The organism is Caldimonas hydrothermalis (assembly GCF_056746695.1).
The window spans coordinates 46,991-62,808 of the sequence record NZ_JBWQXA010000013.1 but is presented as its reverse complement, the minus strand read 5'-3'; the positions used below and the strand labels follow the sequence as shown (position 1 = coordinate 62,808).

Here is a 15,818-nt window from a genome sequence, read left to right as displayed (position 1 = left end):
GGTTCTGAATGCTGACGTCAAGCCGGCGCAACCCCAGGCCTTCGGCATCGTGGTCCACTGCCGGTATGACGAGGTCCGCCCTGCCCCCGCTGTTCCTGTCCCACGGCTCGCCGCTGATCGCGCTGGATCCGGGCGACACCGGCGCCTTCTTCCGGCGCCTGGGGCCGGCCCTGGAGCAGGCCTTCGGCCGGCCGCGTGCCATCGTCGCCGTCTCGGCGCACACCACCACGCTCGAGCCGGCACTGCTGGCGGCCGCGCAGCACTCCACCATCCACGATTTCGGGGGCTTCCCCCAGGCGCTTTACGAGATGCGCTACGACGCCCCGGGCGATCCCGCCGTGGCGGAGGCCGCGTCCGCCTGCCTGAGCCGGGCCGGCATCGCACACCACGTGCTTGCCGCAGGCGGGCTCGATCATGGCATCTGGACGCCGTTGATCCACGCCTGGCCGAAGGCCGACATCCCGATCGTGCCGCTGTCGCTGGTGCCTTCGGCGGCGCCGGCCGAGCATTGGGCGACCGGGCAGGCCCTGGCCCCCCTGGCCCAGGAAGGCGTGCTGATCCTGGGCACCGGCAGCCTCACACACAACCTGCGGCTGGCGCTCGGCGGCGGCCGCTCCGAGAACCGGCCCGAGACACCCGAGTGCGCCGCCTTCCGCCAGTGGGTGTGGGAACGCAGTCTGGCGCGCGACTGGCCGGCCCTGATGGACTACCGGCGGCAGGCCCCGCATGCCGCCCTCATGCACCCCACCGACGAGCACTGGCTGCCCTTCTACATCCCGGCCGGGGCTGGCGGCCCCCAGGCCGTGCCGGTGCGTGTGCACGCCGGTGTGACCTATGGATGCCTGGGCATGGATGCCTATGCCTTCGGGGCACAGGCAGCCCGGCTCGCACAGGCCCTGGCCGGCTGATCAGCGCCCGGGCAACTGCCCCAGCACGCCTTCGACGTAGTAGTCCATCGCCGCAATGCGGCGGTCGTCCATCGGGCCGCCCTCGTGGCGCACTCGGCCCTGGTTGTCCACGATGCGCCCGGCGAAGGGATGGAAGCGGCCTTGCTCGATGGCCAGCCGGCGCTCGCGCACGAGCTTCACCACCTCGGCCGGGATATCCGGGTGCAGCGGGGCCAGGTCGATGAACCCGTCCTTCAGCCCCCCCCAGGCCGGCGTGGCCGTCCAGCGGCCTTCGAGCAAGGCCTGGGCCACGCGGGTGTAGTAGCCGCCCCAATGGTGCGTCACCGCTGTGAGTTGGCGCTTGGGCGCGAAACGGCGCATGTCGCTTTGGTAGCCGATGAACCAGCGCCCCTCGGCCTCGGCCGTCTGGGCCACCGCGGTCGAACCGCTGTGGTTGGTGAGCACGTCGGCGCCCTGACGGATCAGTGTCAGGGCCGCCTCACGCTCACGCGCGGGGTCGAACCAGGCGTTGAGCCAGATCACGCGCAACTGAGCCTGCGGGTTGGCCTCGCGCAGACCGCGGGCAAAGGCATTGATCCCCTGCACCACCTCGGGCACCGGAAAGCCTGCCACATAGCCGGCCGTGCCGCTGCGCGTCATGCGTCCGGCGATCAGACCGGCCAGATAGCGGCCCTCGTAGTAGCGGGCGTTGTAGGTGTTGAGATTGGCCGCGGTCTTGTAGCCGCCCGCATGCTCGAAGGCCACCTGCGGAAACTCAGAGGCGACCTTCAGCGCCGGCTCCAGGTAGCCGAAGCTGGTGGCGATGATGAGGCGGTGACCCTGGGCCGCCAGATCGCGCATCACGCGCTCGGAGTCGGCCCCCTCCGCCACGTTCTCGACGAAGGTGGTCTGCACCTTGGAGCCGAGCTTCTTCTCGAGTTCGAGCCGTCCCTGGTTGTGCTGGTAGGTCCAGCCCGCCTCGCCCACCGGGCTGACAAAGACGAAACCCACCTTCAACGGCGCGGGCGCGGGCGGCAACGGGTGGGATGCTGGGGTCTGGGCCGACGAGCCGCTGGCAAAGACGAGTGCTGAGACGGCAGCTACGGCCGCACGCCTGAGGTTTTTGTACATGGTGTTCCTCTACATGGCCCCGAAGCAGGCGCGTGGCCCCCTGGGGCGCGGAGGACACGCGTTCAGTGAAAGCGCTCGAAATGGGCGTCGAGCCGGTCGACCCAGCACGCCTTGGCCGAGGCCTCGGCGAAGCTCGCCTCGAGGCTGTTACGTGCCAGGGTGTAGGCCTCACGCACCTGCAGCGCGGGCAGCGCGGCAAAGGTCTCGACGAAGTTCTGGTGCAGGTAGCCGCCGAAGTAGGCCGGATCGTCGGAATTGACGGTGGCCACCAGCCCCGAAGCCAGCAATTGTCCCAGATTGTGATCGGACAGCCGGTCAAAGACACGCAGCTTGACGTTGGACAGCGGGCACACCGTCAGCGGCACCCGCTCGCGCGCCAGGCGCCGGACCAGCTCGGCATCCTCCAGGGCCCGCACGCCATGGTCGATACGCTCGACCTTCAGCACGTCCAGCGCACTGCGCACATAGGCTGCGGGCCCCTCCTCACCCGCATGCGCCACGAGACGCAGACCCAGCTCGCGGCAGCGCGCGAACACCCGGGCGAACTTCTCGGGCGGATGGCCGCGTTCGCTGCTGTCCAGCCCCACACCGATGAAATGCTCTCGCCACGGCAGCGCCTCTTCGAGCGTCTCGAAAGCGGCCTCCTCGCTGAGATGCCGCAAGAAGCACAGGATGAACGCGCTGCTCAGGCCCAGCTCCTGCTGCGCCGTCTCGCGAGCCCGCGTGAGCCCGCGGATCACCGTCTCGAAGGACACGCCGCGTGCGGTGTGGGTCTGCGGGTCGAAGAACACCTCGGCATGCACGATGCCGTCAGCGACAGCCCGGCGGAAATAGGCCATGGCCATGTCGAAGAAGTCGTCCTCCTTCAGCAGCACGCTCGCCCCGGCGTAATAGATGTCGAGGAAGCTCTGCAGGTCGGTGAAGGCATAGGCGCGTCGCAGGCTCTCGACGTCGGGGTAGGCCAGCGCGACGCCGTTGCGCCGGGCCAGTTCGAAGATGAGTTCGGGCTCCAGCGAGCCTTCAATGTGAATGTGCAGCTCGGCCTTGGGCATCGTGCGCAGCAACTGGGCCAGTGCATCGGGGGGCAGGGTCGTGTTCGTTGGCATGGTCAGGGTCTCGCAGGCGGCAGGCCTCCACTGTCGCGCGGGTGACGGTGCTTGTGCGGGTTCCCCCCGCCGCGCAGGTGACACCTCGCGCCAAGCAGGCGGTGGAATCATGCCGCAAAAGCCGATGCCGACTGCACGACGATGAATCCGCAAACATTCTTGCACCGCCTTTTCGCCCCGCAAAGCCACCGCGCGCCGCGTTGGGCTGCGCTGGCACTGGCGCTTGCGCTGAGCGCCTGCGGAGGTGGCGACCGCACGCCGCCGCCGGACCTCACACGCGCCCTAACGAGCTCGGGCTCCGTGCGCGGCCACACCAATGATCAAGGCACCGTGGTGCAGTTCAAGGGCATTCCTTACGCCGCCCCGCCGGTGGGGCCTTTGCGCTGGAGGCCACCCCAGACGCCGGCGCCCTGGACCGAAGAGCGCCAAGCCACGAGCTTCGGCCCCGCGTGCGCCCAGCCGGCCAGCGCCTTCGGCACGAGCAGCCAAACCCTGAACGAGGATTGCCTGACGCTCAACGTCTTTCGTCCGACCACCCCGGGCCCCCATCCGGTGATGGTGTGGATCCATGGCGGGGCGTTCTACCTCGGCAGCAGTGCCGGCTATCCCGATGTGTCCAGCCTGGTCACGCAAGGGGTGGTCGTGGTGACCTTGAACTACCGCCTGGGCGCCTTGGGCTTCATGGCCCACCCGGCCCTGAGCGCCGAGCAAGGCGGACACTCCGGCAATTACGGACTGATGGACCAGCAAGCCGCCTTGCGCTGGGTGCGCGACAACATCGCCGCCTTCGGGGGCGATCCTCGCAACGTCACGCTCTTCGGCGAATCGGCCGGTGGCTTCAGCGTGCTGTCGCACCTGGCTGCAAGCGCATCGGCCGGGCTGTTCCACAAAGCCATCGTGATGAGCGGCGCCTATGGCCTGGATCTGCAAGACACGCTGAGCCTTTCGGAAGGCAAAGGGCACACCGTAGCGCAGGCGGCGATGGGTTTGGTTACGGGCGCAGGGGGAGCGGCTTGCGACACCCAAACCGTCGAATGCCTGCGCAGCCTGCCGGTGCAGGCGCTGCTCGGCGCGCAGATGGTGGCCTACCCGCGCGGCCCTGTGCCCAGCGTGGACGGACGGGTGCTCGACGCCTCGGTGCGCAGCAAGATCTGGGCTGGCACACAGCACGCCGTTGCGGTGCTGCAAGGCACGACCCGCGATGAATACCGCCTGTTCGCGGCCTTGAACGAGTTGGCCGGCGCAGCACCGCTCAGCGCCGAAACGCTGCCCGCGGCCCTCCAGGGACTGGGGCTGCCGGCGGCGGTGGCCGACGCTTTGGCGGCCACCAGCTATCACCCGGCCTTGTACGACAACAACGCCAGCTTGGCCTACTCTGCCGTGGGCACGGACCTCGTGTTTGCCTGCAACGGCTTGAACCTGTCTCGCCGCCTGGCCAGCCAAGGCCACGTGGTCTATGCCTATGAGTTCCGCGACCGCAGTGCGCCTGAAGTCCTGCCGGCAGTGAGCTTTGCGCAGGGCGCAGCCCATTCGGCCGAACTGCAGTACTTGTTCGACATGCCGCGCCCGCTCGATGCCCAGCAAACCGCTTTGAAGCAAGCCCTGGTGCGCTATTTCGCTCGCTTTGCACGTGAGGGCCGCCCTGACGCCCCCGGTTTGCCGGCGTGGCCAGCGTTCCAAACGGCCTCGCCCACTTACCTGGGCTTGGACATCGCCTCGGGAGAAGGCATCGCCCCGCGCCCCCACTTTGCCGCCGAGCACCAGTGCGACACCGTCTGGTCGAGCCTGAACGACGACTGAACCACTCTCAAAAACCTCAGGGAACGGGGATTGGGCCCGCCGCACGGCGGGCCTCTTTTTTGACCGAATCGCCCTGCCCTGACGAAGCGCAGATCCGCGCCTTCGCGCGAAATCCGGTCTGGGTGAGCCGAGCGCCTGGATCAAGCCTTCAGAAACACATCCCAATCCGGGGCGAAGGTGGCGTGCAGCGGCAACAAGGCCCCGCCAAAGGCACGCGCATCCGATCCGATGCTGCCAGGCATCAGCCGCGGCGGAGTTTGCAAGCCCTCCCAGTTGTAGGCGGCCAGCGCCTGCCCGGTGCAGCCGATCAGCTCAGACAACAAGGCCGGAGCGACCGCGCCATCGATCACCACGGCCGGTAAATCCAGAAAGGCTGCGCCGGACACCACGCAGTGCGCCAAGGCCCGTGCCGCGTCGTCGACCCATTGCCGCGCGTGGGGCCACCACGGTTCTTGCAGCGCGCGATCGTCATAGGCGGCCATGGGGTCGAGCCCGTGTTCGCGCAAACGCTGCTCGAGGTCCCACAGCGAGGCGCGACTGAGCAACTGCGGCGGCACCTCGCCAGCACCGCGCTCGGCCACGCCCAGCGGCAGCGAGGCCACGGCGCCGGCATTGCCATGCTCGCCGCGATGCAAGCGCGAATGCAGCACCAGCCCACCGCCGATGAAGGTATCCAGAAACAGATAGAGAAAACTATGGATGTCGCGGCCCTTGCCTTGCAGCAGTTCAGCCACGCAAGCCGCGACCGTGTCCCTGGCAAAACTGACCGGCAAGGACGTCATGCGCTGCACTTCGGCGGCCAGGTCGAGCTGGTTCCATGCGTCGGACTGCGCGCGGGTCAGACCCAACATGCGGTGCCAGCCCCCGAGCTGGAATGGCGCGGCCACGCCCACCCCCACCACCCGCGAGGCCAGCGGCCCGAGCCGACGCAACAACTCTTCGAGATGGGTCCGGATGGTGGGCAACAGGGTGCTCGCATCGGGAAATGCGTAGGTCTCGCTGATGCGCTCGCGCACCCGTCCGGTGAAATCCACCAAGAGCCAGTCGGCACTGCGCCGTGCAATCTTGATGCCAATGGCGAAGGCGCCATCCGGGTTCAAGCCAATGGGCACCGAAGGCTGCCCCACCTTGCCCCGCACAGGCGCGCCGCGGGTGAGCAGATCGTCTTCGTCCAAACGGGCGATGATCAAGCCGATGGTCTGTGCCGTCAGCCCGGTGATCCGGGCCAAATCGGCTTTGGCCAGGCGACCATGCGTGCGCAGCGCTTGCAGCACCACGCGCTCGTTGAACTGCCTCAGGCCGACCTGGTTCGATCCGCGGGGGCGCAAGGGTTGTCCGGCGATCTCGGCCAGGCGGGGGGATGGATCGTTGGAAGGGTTCACGGCAAGTCAATGTGCACGCAATGACGATAACGGCCGCGCGGATCAGGGCCGCAAGAGGGCGCTGGCTGACATCAGCACGTCGTCGTGCCCCCGTTCGGCCGGCACCTGGAGCCGCTTGGGGCCGAGCCGCGGATCGACGTCGAGCATGTCGCGGCCTCAGGCCAGGCACTCGGCCGGGATGGCCTCGGGGGGCATGGCACCGGTCATCACGGCCACGGTATCGCTCATGCTGATGGTTTTCGGGTTCACCACCGCCGCGCGTTTGCCCAAACGGGCAATGTGGATGCGGTCGGCAATCTCGAACACATGCGGCATGTTGTGGCTGATCAGCACCACCGACAGGCCCCGATCGCGCACGCGGCGGATCAGCTCGAGCACCATATTGCCTTCCTTGACACCGAGGGCGGCGGTGGGCTCGTCCATGATGACCACATGCTGCGCAAAGGTGGCCGCTCGAGCCACCGCCACGCACTGGCGCTGCCCGCCCGACAAGGTCTCCAAGGCCTGCGTCATGGAACGGATGCCCACCTTCAGCTCGTTCATGCGGGCGATGCTTTCTTCGAGCATCTTTTTCTTGTCGATCGCCTGGAACACCCGGCCCCATAGGCCTTGGCGGCGGATCTCGCGGCCGAGGAAAAGGTTTTCGGCAATCGTCATTGCCGGCGCCACGGCCAGGTCCTGGTAAACGGTCTCGATGCCGGCGCGACGCGCATCGATGGGGCTGCGAAAGTGCACCCGTCGTCCGTCGAGGTGGATGTCCCCTTCATCGGGCTGGACGGCCCCCGACAGGCACTTGATGAGCGAGGACTTGCCCGCACCGTTGTCGCCGATGACGGCCAGGATCTCGCCCGCTCGCAACTCGAAGTCCGCTCCATCCAAGGCCGTGACCTGACCGTAGCGCTTGACCAAGCCCTTGGCCTGCATCACGACGCAGGGTTTGCTGTCGATGCCCATGCTCAGCGCCCTCCTTGGCGGGACATCCGGTCGGTGAGGACCGCCAGAATCACCAAGATGCCCGTGACCAGGATCTGATACACCGACGACACGCCCATGAGCGTGAGGCCGTTGCGAAACACTCCCACGATCAGCGCGCCCACCAGCGTGCCCAGAACGATACCGCGTCCGCCGAACAGACTGGTGCCGCCCAGTACCACGGCGGTGATGGCGTCCAGGTTCTCGGTCTGACCCGCATTGGGATCGCCAGCACCGATGCGCGCCACCGACAGCAGCGAGGCAATGCCGTAGAACACACCGGCCATCATGTACACGCCCAGCAGCACCTTGTCGGTGGAAATGCCCGTCAGGCGGGTGGCTTCGGGGTTGTTGCCCACCGCATAGATGTGGCGGCCCGGTGCGGTGTCACGCAGATACAGCCAAGTGATCAGATACAGCGCCAGCATCAGCACCACGCCATACAAGATGTTGGCCTGACCGATGCGAAAGCTGTTGCCCAGCCAAGTCAGGCCCTCGGGCACCTCGGTGATGGTTTGCGAGCCCGAATAGAGCTGGGTGATCGCAAACGCAATATTGAGCATGCCCAGCGTCACAATGAACGGCGGCAGCTTGGCCTTGGTGACCAGCAAACCATTGGCCAGGCCGAACAGCATGGTCACCGCCAGACCCAGCGCGATGGCCAGCGGCGCTGACAAACCGAAATCGGCCGCCGTCTTGGTCATGACGATGGCGCCCAGGGCCATCACCATGCCGCAAGACAGATCGATCCCGGCAGTCAGGATGATCAAGGTCTGGCCGATCGCAATCGTTCCCACCACCATCACCTGCTGCAAGATCAGCGAAAAGTTCTGCAGGGTGAGAAAGCGCTCGCTTTGGGTGGCGAAAAACGCGCAGGCACATAGCAGGGCCATGAAAGGCCCCAAGGTGCCCGCAGGGGGCAATGAGTTGCGCAAGATCTTCATGACATCGGGTCTGTGTGAGATCGGTGCAGGCAGCCGCCAAGCCGTGCATCCCCGGCCCGGCCCCTCGCCGGGCCCGATGCGCCCAGACGAGGTCAGCCGGCACAGCGGCATGCGCACAACCGCTTACTTGTTCCCCCAGCAAAGCTCCAGCCCGGTGGCTACGTCCTTGCTCTCCACACCCGGCAGGGGCTTGGCGGCGATCAGCGTCACGCCGGTGTCGGTGTAGCCGCTGGCCTTCTTGCCCGTCTTGGCGTATTCGACGCCGGCGGCCACGCCCATCGAAGCCATGCGCAAGGGGTATTGCTGGCTGGTGGCGGCGATCGCGCCGGCTCCCACGTCCTTCACCCCGGCGCAGCCGCCGTCGACCGAGACGATGATCACGTCCTTGTCCCGGCCAGCGGCCTTGAGCGCTTTGTACGCCCCCGCGGCGGCCGGCTCATTGATGGTGTAGACCACATTGATGTCTGGATTTTTTTGCAGGCAGTTTTCCATCCCCGTCTGCCCCTTGGCCGCATCGCCGTAGCTATCGGCCATGCACACCACGCCAGCGGCCTTGCCTCCCAGTTCATTGCTCTTGGCGTCCGGAGCCTTCAAGCCCATGCCTTTGAGGAAGCCGTTGTGACGTTGTGCACCGACCGGATGCCCGGGAAACAGGTCCAAGGTGGCGATCACGGGCTTCTTGGCACCCAGGGCGGCCTTGGCGTACTGTCCAATCAACACACCGGCCTTGTAGTTGTCGGTGGCGAAAAATGCGTCCACCGCGGACGGCGGGTCGGTCGGGCTGTCCAAAGCGATCACCATCACGCCTTGCGCCTGGGCTCTTCTGATGGCGGGAATGATGGCCTTGGCATCGCTGGGCGCGATCAAGATGGTCTTGGCGCCAGCGGCCACCATGTTCTCCATCGCGGTCACTTGGCCGGCATTGTCACCATCGGTTTTGCCAGAGGCCACGATCAGCTTGGCGCCCAGCTTCTTGGCTTCGGCCTCGGCACCTTCCTTCATCTTCACGAAGAAGGGGTTGGACTCGGTCTTGATGATCAGCCCGATCACGGGTTGGGGCTGCGCCAAGACGCAGCCCATCGCCACAGCCAGCAGGGACGACACGAAGACGGCTTTGTGCATGAAAAGTCTCCTCAGATCCGGTCTTCTCCGCAGCCCCGGCCGCATGTTCGGCCCCCTCGGTCGGGACAAACCCCGGCATCCGCTGCGGATGCAAGCCACTATAGTTACCCACACGTAAATAAATCAACTAGATTTAGTTATGGTTTTCCCTGCCCCTGACGTCCCGTCCTCCACGCCGGTCACCGTCGCCACCGCCGGCGAGGCCCTGATGGATCTGATCCAAGATGCCGACGGCCGCCTGCGGCCCTGTGATGGCGGCGCGGTGTACAACCTCACCCGTGCCCTGGGCCTGCAAGGCGTGGGCACGCTCTATCTCAACCCCCTGTCACGGGATCGCTTCGGCCGCGGGCTGGCCCAGGCCCTCGTCGATGCCGGCGTGACGCTGGCGCACGAGGAACCCGTCCATGAACCGACCTCGCTGGCCGTGGTCAGCCTGGACGACGCCGGCAAGGCGAGCTACAGCTTCTACCGCGAGGCGGTGGCCGATCGTCGGGTCGATGCAGCCACGATGATCGCCCAGTGCGCAGCCCAACCCGGGCTCAAAGCCGTGGCCACCGGCTGTCTTGCCTTGGTGCCCCATGACAGCCACAAGTACTTGCCCTGGTTGCAGGCGCAACGCGCAGCCGGCCGCCTGGTGGTGGTCGATGCCAACCTGCGCCCGGCGATCGTGCCTGACATGACGGCCTACCGATCCAGCGTGATGGCCGCGCTGGGCCAGGCCGATCTCATCAAGGTCAGTGACGACGACTTGCACGTCCTGGGCTTCACTCAAACCGATTCGCTGCTCGCAGCGCGCGAGCTGCTGGCGTGCACGCCGGCGCGCTGGCTCGCCCTGACCCTCGGCCCTCGGGGGGCCGTCTTCATGACCCGAGACGGGGCTGCATGGAGCGCCGCCGAGGTCTTGCCCGTGAGCGTGGCCGATACCGTGGGCGCCGGCGACTGTTTCCTGGCCGGCATGCTTGCCGCGCTGATGCACCGCCCGGCGATGCACTCGGCCAACCGGGCCGACGCCCTGCAACTCGGTGCCGAGGATGTGGAGGCCTTGCTGGCCCATGCCATCGCCAGCGCCAGCCTGTGCGTGCAGCAAGTCGGCTGCAAGCCCCCAAGCCGCGAGCAGGTGCTGCAGCGCCTGGCCCAAGGCCGGCCTCGCTGCCAATCGCTCACCTGATCGCCTCCCGGCCCGAGGCCGCGGCCACGGCGGCAGCGTCCCCAGATCCCTGTCCTTCGTCCACGGGTGCGCCGCAGGCCCCTCGCGCCGCCGACCCGCATCGGCCGCCGCAAGTCGCGGCATCGGCTCACTGCTCGCCCAAGGACGAGCCCGGGCACGCCCCCGGCTCGTTCACGATACTTTCCTTCGCCAACCAGGGTAATTACCAGCCAACTTTCGCAATCCAGTATCAGCTTTGCATCGTCACGTACCAAAAGCGCGCGGGCGTATCACCAAGATCCGTTCTGCGGTTTCCGACGCGAAGCCTCCCGCAAGCCCGAGGGCTCGATGAATCCGAAACCTTTGTTCAAAGGAGACACGACGTGAGATTTCGACTGATCCCCCTGCTCGCCGCCGGCCTGTGGGCCGCCACGGGCGCCCACGCGGCCACCGAGCTGGTCATCGCCACCGTGAACAACGGCCACATGATCGAAATGCAAAAACTGTCCAAGCATTTCGAAAGCGCCAACCCCGACATCAAACTCAAGTGGGTCACGCTGGAAGAAGGCGTGTTGCGTCAGCGGGTGACCACCGACATTGCCACCAAAGGGGGGCAGTTCGACATCATGACGATCGGCATGTACGAGGCGCCGATCTGGGGCAAGAAGGGCTGGCTGCAAGAGCTCAAGACCGACGCCAGCTACGATGTCGACGATCTGCTGCCGGCCATCCGCAGCGCCTTGACGGTGGGCGGCAAGCTGTACGCGGCGCCGTTTTACGGCGAGTCCTCGATGCTGATGTATCGCAAGGATCTGGCGGACAAAGCGGGCTTCCAAATGCCTGAGCGCCCCACCTGGACGCAGGTGGCCGAACTGGCGCGCAAAATCCACAACCCGCCCAACACCTATGGCATTTGCTTGCGCGGCAAGCCGGGCTGGGGCGACAACATGGCTTTCTTGTCGACCCTGGTCAACACCCATGGCGGCCAATGGTTCGACATGCAGTGGAAGCCGCAGATCGACACCAAGCCGTGGAAGGACGCCATCACGTTCTATGTGGACTTGCTCAAGAACTATGGCCCCCCCGGCTCGTCGGCCAACAGTTTCAATGAGATTTTGGCGCTGACCAATTCGGGCAAATGCGGCATGTGGGTCGATGCGACGATCGCAGCGTCCTTCGTGAGTGATCCCAAGCAATCCAAGGTGGCCGAGCACATGGCCTTTGCGCAAGCGCCCGTCGCGGTCACGCCCAAGGGCGCCAACTGGCTGTGGTCCTGGAATCTGGCGATTCCGGCGGGCTCCAAGAAAGTCGATGCCGCGCAGAAGTTCATCACCTGGGCCACGAGCAAAGACTACATCCAACTGGTAGCCAAGACCAACGGCTGGGCCAATGTGCCCACCGGCACCCGCAAATCCACATACGCCCACACGGAGTTCCAGAAAGTGGCCCGCTTCGCGGCGGCTGAACTCAAGGCGATCGAATCGGCCGACCCGACCGACGCCACCCTGCCCAAGAGCCCATATGTCGGCGTGCAGTTTGCCGCCATCCCGGAATTTCAGGCCATTGGCATTGCCGTGGGACAACAGATGAGCGCTGCGCTGTCTGGTCGGATCACCGTCGATGCGGCTTTGAAAGCCAGCCAGACGGCCGCCGACCGCGAAATGCGCAAGGCTGGCTACTACAAGTAGTAAGCAACTAAGCGCAACGGACGGTCCTCACCCGCCTTCTGATCGAACGAAGGGCACCCGCACCGACGCGGGTGCCTCGATGTTTTCCATCGATTGCCGACCATGCATCGCCCCGCCTCGCGCACACTGCCGCGCCTGCTGCTCACCCCTGCCGTGGCCACGCTGTTTTTGTGGATGATCGTGCCACTGGCAATGACGCTGTACTTCAGCGTCATCCGCTACAACCTGATGCAGCCCGACCAAAGCGGCTTCGTCGGTTTGCAGAACTTCGAGTTCTTCATCACCGACCCGTCATTTGCCACATCGGTGCTCAACACCGTGGTGCTGCTGGGCAGCGTGATCGTCATCACCGTGGTCTTGGGCGTGGCGATTGCCTTGCTCGTCAATGAGCCTTTCGCAGGACGCGGCATCGTTCGTGTGTTGCTGATTTCGCCGTTCTTCGTCATGCCCACGGTCAATGCGTTGATGTGGAAAAACATGATGATGAACCCGATCTACGGCGTGTTGGCCCAGATCTGGACCTTCTTCGGTGCCGAACCCGTGGACTGGCTCACCGACCATCCGCTGCTGTCGGTGATCGTGATGATCTCTTGGCAATGGCTGCCCTTTGCCACGCTGATCTTCATGACCTCGCTGCAGAGCATGGACCGCGACCAGCTCGAAGCCGCGCGCATGGATGGGGCCACCTATCTTCAGCAACTGCGCTACCTGTATTTGCCGCATTTGGGCCGTTCGGTGGCCGTGGTCGTGATGATCGAACTGATCTTCCTTTTGTCGATCTTTGCAGAGATCTACACCACCACCGGCGGAGGCCCAGGAGACGCCAGTACCAACCTGGCGTTCCTGATCTTCAAACAAGCACTGTTGAACTTCGACGCCGGCGTGGCTTCGGCCGGCGCCCTGTTCGCCGTGCTGATGGCCAACATCGCCGCGATCTTCCTGATCCGCATGGTCGGCAAGAACCTCGACAAATAGAGCTTGCGATGGCACGTCGATCCACCTTCACCCTGACCGGCGCGGTACGTACCGCGCTCGCGTGGTCCACCTCCTTGGCGTTGTTTTTCCCGCTGGGATGGCTGCTGCTGACCGCCTTCAAGACCGAGCTGCAAGCCATCGCGGTGCCCCCCTTGTTCTTCTTCGAGCCCACGTTGGAGAACTTCCATGAAGTCCAGGAGCGCTCGGACTACCTGCACTACGCCTGGAATTCGGTGGTCACCAGCGTGGTGTCCACGCTGCTTGGTCTGGCCATTGCAGCACCGGCGGCCTACGCCATGGCCTTCCACAGGGGCAAGCGTGACAAGGACATCCTGATGTGGATGCTGTCGACCAAGATGATGCCCGCCGTGGGCGCGCTGGTCCCCATTTACGTGCTGGCGCAGAAAAGCCATCTGCTGGACACGCGAGTGGCATTGATCATCGTCTTCACGCTGTCCAACTTGCCCATCATGGTGTGGATGCTGTACTCGTCTTTCAAGGAGATTCCGCGCGAGATCCTGGAAGCCGCCCGCATGGATGGCGCCACCCTGTGGCAGGAAGCCACCAAGGTCTTGCTGCCCTTGGGCATGGGAGGCGTGGCCTCCACCGGTTTGCTGTGTTTGGTGCTGTCCTGGAACGAGTCCTTTTGGGCGCTCAATCTGAGCTCTGCCAAAGCCGGCACCCTGGCCACACTGATTGCCAGCTACTCCAGCCCCGAGGGCCTGTTCTGGGCCAAGCTGTCAGCGGCCTCGCTGATGGCCATCGCCCCCATCGTCGTCTTCGGCTGGTTCAGCCAGAAGCAGCTGGTGCAAGGCCTGACCTTCGGCGCCGTCAAGTAACGATCCACCCGTGAACCACGCCATGGCTTATCTACAACTCCAAGGGATCGAGAAGTATTTCGGCGCTCACCGCGCCATCAAAGGCATCGACCTGAGCATCGAGAAAGGAGAGTTCATCGTCTTCGTAGGCCCGTCCGGTTGCGGCAAATCCACGCTGCTGCGCCTGATCGCGGGTCTCGAACACATCGACGACGGGCGGCTCGTTCTGGACGGCAAAGACATCACCCACGCCCCGTCGTCCAAACGCGATCTGGCCATGGTGTTCCAGAGTTACGCGCTGTACCCCCACATGAGCGTGTACGAGAACATGAGCTTTGCGCTCAAGCTGGCCAAGGTCGATCCCAAGGTGATCGACGAAAAAGTGCACAACGCTGCACGCATACTCGACCTCACGCCCTATCTCCACCGCACCCCGAAGGAGCTGTCGGGCGGGCAACGTCAGCGGGTGGCCATCGGCCGCGCCATCGTGCGCTCGCCCAAGGTGTTTCTCTTCGACGAACCACTGTCCAACCTGGACGCAGCGCTGCGAGGCCAAACCCGGGTGGAGATCGCCAAGCTGCACCGTGACCTCGGTGCCACCACGATTTACGTGACGCACGATCAAGTCGAAGCCATGACCTTGGCCGATCGGGTGGTCGTGCTGCGCGACGGCGTGATCGAACAAGTGGGCACGCCGCTGGAGCTGTATGACAAGCCTGCCAACCAGTTCGTGGCGCAGTTCATCGGCACGCCTCAGATGAACGTCGTTGCGCTGAGCCAAGCGCCGGAATCGGTGCTTGCTCAGGCACCTGAAGGTGCTCGAGGCGGTGCCGTTGGATTGCGGCCCGAGCATGTGCGTGTGCGCGGCGCCGGCAGCACGCCCGTGGTGGCCCGCGTGGACCTGGTCGAAGCCCTGGGTGCCGAGACGCTGATCTACGCCAGCACGCCCCTTGGGGCGCAGTTCGTGGCGCGTCAAAACGAACGCACCGCACTGCAGGCCGGACAAGCCGTCAGCCTGGACATCGACGTCGCACACGCCCATTGGTTCGATACCGCCGGCCGGGTCGTCCCACCTGCCACCCATTGAGCCCGCCGATGGTCACCCTGCCAGCTTTGCACGGCAAAACCGCCGCCATCACGGGTGCAGCATCGGGCATCGGATTGGCCTGTGCCAAGGCCATGGCTGATGCCGGCGCACAAGTGGTGTTGATCGACCACGATGCCACAGCCTTGGCAAGAGCATGCGCAACGATCGGTCCGCAGGCTCGCCCTTTGGTGCTGGACTTGCTAGACCCGGCGCAATGCAACTGCCTGCTGCAACGCACCTTGAGCCTGGTGGATCGGTTGGACATCTTCCATGCCAACGCGGGCCTGTACATCGGCGGCGACTTGCTGGAGACGACACCGCAAGCCATCGACCGCATGCTCGGTCTCAATGTCGGAGCGGTGATGAAGAACGTGCACAACGTGCTGCCGCACATGATCGAGCGCGGCACAGGCGACATCATCGTCACCAGCTCGCTGGCCGCTCACTTCCCCACGCCTTGGGAGCCGGTCTATGCATCGTCCAAATGGGCCATTCACTGCTTCGTGCAGACGGTGCGACGGCAGGTATTCAAACATGGCATCCGTGTGGGTTCGGTCTCGCCCGGCCCGGTCATCACCGGCCTGCTCTCCGATTGGCCCGCCGACAAGCTCGCCCAGGCCAAAGCCAACGGCAGTCTCATCGAGGCCCGCGACGTGGCCGAGGTGGTGCTGTTCATGCTCACTCGGCCGCGCAGCATGACCATTCGCGACGTCGTGCTCATGCCCACGAACTTCGATCTCTGACACGCTCACTTTGCAG

At 65.3% G+C, this 15,818-nt stretch carries 14 protein-coding genes; 8 read left to right on the top strand and 6 right to left on the bottom strand.

The features are described from left to right. The first annotated feature begins 65 nt into the window (after positions 1-65). On the top strand, positions 66-908 hold the full coding sequence (locus tag AC1ECW_RS14685; RefSeq protein WP_409701992.1) for a DODA-type extradiol aromatic ring-opening family dioxygenase: 843 nt from the start codon (positions 66-68) through the stop codon (positions 906-908). Here the strand turns inward: AC1ECW_RS14685 and AC1ECW_RS14680 are convergent, their stop codons facing one another. Together AC1ECW_RS14680 and AC1ECW_RS14675 are read right to left on the bottom strand one after the other, a co-directional pair. Further along, positions 909-2,018 carry a BMP family ABC transporter substrate-binding protein gene (locus AC1ECW_RS14680; RefSeq protein ID WP_409701990.1) on the bottom strand — a complete coding sequence of 370 codons (1,110 nt, stop codon included), beginning with the start codon at positions 2,016-2,018 and terminating at the stop codon, positions 909-911. It lies immediately after the preceding gene. 62 nt (positions 2,019-2,080) lie between these two features. Next, positions 2,081-3,124 (bottom strand): adenosine deaminase, encoded by a 1,044-nt coding sequence (locus tag AC1ECW_RS14675; protein ID WP_409701988.1) that lies wholly within the window; start codon positions 3,122-3,124, stop codon positions 2,081-2,083. 141 nt (positions 3,125-3,265) lie between these two features. Between AC1ECW_RS14675 and AC1ECW_RS14670 the strand changes: the two genes are divergently transcribed. Continuing rightward, positions 3,266-4,924, top strand: a complete 1,659-nt coding sequence (locus AC1ECW_RS14670) for a carboxylesterase/lipase family protein (RefSeq protein WP_481202130.1) — start codon at positions 3,266-3,268, stop codon at positions 4,922-4,924. Positions 4,925-5,064: 140 nt separating this feature from the next. Here AC1ECW_RS14670 and AC1ECW_RS14665 read toward each other — a convergent pair whose 3' ends face one another. From AC1ECW_RS14665 to AC1ECW_RS14650, 4 genes are all read right to left on the bottom strand, one after another. Further along, the gene (locus tag AC1ECW_RS14665; RefSeq protein WP_481202129.1) at positions 5,065-6,306 is read right to left on the bottom strand and encodes an ROK family transcriptional regulator; all 1,242 of its coding nucleotides are present in this window, start codon (positions 6,304-6,306) and stop codon (positions 5,065-5,067) included. 156 nt (positions 6,307-6,462) lie between these two features. Then, positions 6,463-7,260, bottom strand: a complete 798-nt coding sequence (locus tag AC1ECW_RS14660; protein ID WP_409701982.1) for an ATP-binding cassette domain-containing protein — start codon at positions 7,258-7,260, stop codon at positions 6,463-6,465. 2 nt (positions 7,261-7,262) lie between these two features. After that, positions 7,263-8,222, bottom strand: coding sequence for an ABC transporter permease (locus tag AC1ECW_RS14655; RefSeq protein ID WP_409701980.1), 960 nt, complete (start codon positions 8,220-8,222; stop codon positions 7,263-7,265). Between the two features lie 123 nt (positions 8,223-8,345). Next, a complete protein-coding gene (locus tag AC1ECW_RS14650) occupies positions 8,346-9,344 on the bottom strand; it encodes a sugar ABC transporter substrate-binding protein (protein WP_409701978.1) in 999 nt (332 codons plus the stop codon). 139 nt (positions 9,345-9,483) lie between these two features. Between AC1ECW_RS14650 and AC1ECW_RS14645 the strand changes: the two genes are divergently transcribed. From AC1ECW_RS14645 to AC1ECW_RS14620, 6 genes are all read left to right on the top strand, one after another. After that, positions 9,484-10,512: a PfkB family carbohydrate kinase gene (locus AC1ECW_RS14645; protein WP_409701976.1), complete on the top strand. Its 1,029-nt coding sequence runs from the start codon at positions 9,484-9,486 to the stop codon at positions 10,510-10,512. A gap of 464 nt (positions 10,513-10,976) precedes the next feature. Further along, positions 10,977-12,179 carry an ABC transporter substrate-binding protein gene (locus AC1ECW_RS14640; protein ID WP_409702086.1) on the top strand — a complete coding sequence of 401 codons (1,203 nt, stop codon included), beginning with the start codon at positions 10,977-10,979 and terminating at the stop codon, positions 12,177-12,179. Between the two features lie 102 nt (positions 12,180-12,281). Next, a complete protein-coding gene (locus AC1ECW_RS14635) occupies positions 12,282-13,154 on the top strand; it encodes a carbohydrate ABC transporter permease (RefSeq protein WP_409701974.1) in 873 nt (290 codons plus the stop codon). Positions 13,155-13,162: 8 nt separating this feature from the next. Beyond that, positions 13,163-13,993 carry a carbohydrate ABC transporter permease gene (locus AC1ECW_RS14630; RefSeq protein ID WP_409701973.1) on the top strand — a complete coding sequence of 277 codons (831 nt, stop codon included), beginning with the start codon at positions 13,163-13,165 and terminating at the stop codon, positions 13,991-13,993. 22 nt (positions 13,994-14,015) lie between these two features. Then, a complete protein-coding gene (locus tag AC1ECW_RS14625; protein ID WP_409702084.1) occupies positions 14,016-15,059 on the top strand; it encodes an ABC transporter ATP-binding protein in 1,044 nt (347 codons plus the stop codon). An 8-nt stretch (positions 15,060-15,067) separates the two neighbouring features. Continuing rightward, entirely contained in the window at positions 15,068-15,802 is a 735-nt protein-coding gene (locus tag AC1ECW_RS14620; RefSeq protein WP_409701971.1) for an SDR family oxidoreductase, read from the top strand. Positions 15,803-15,818 lie beyond the last annotated feature (16 nt).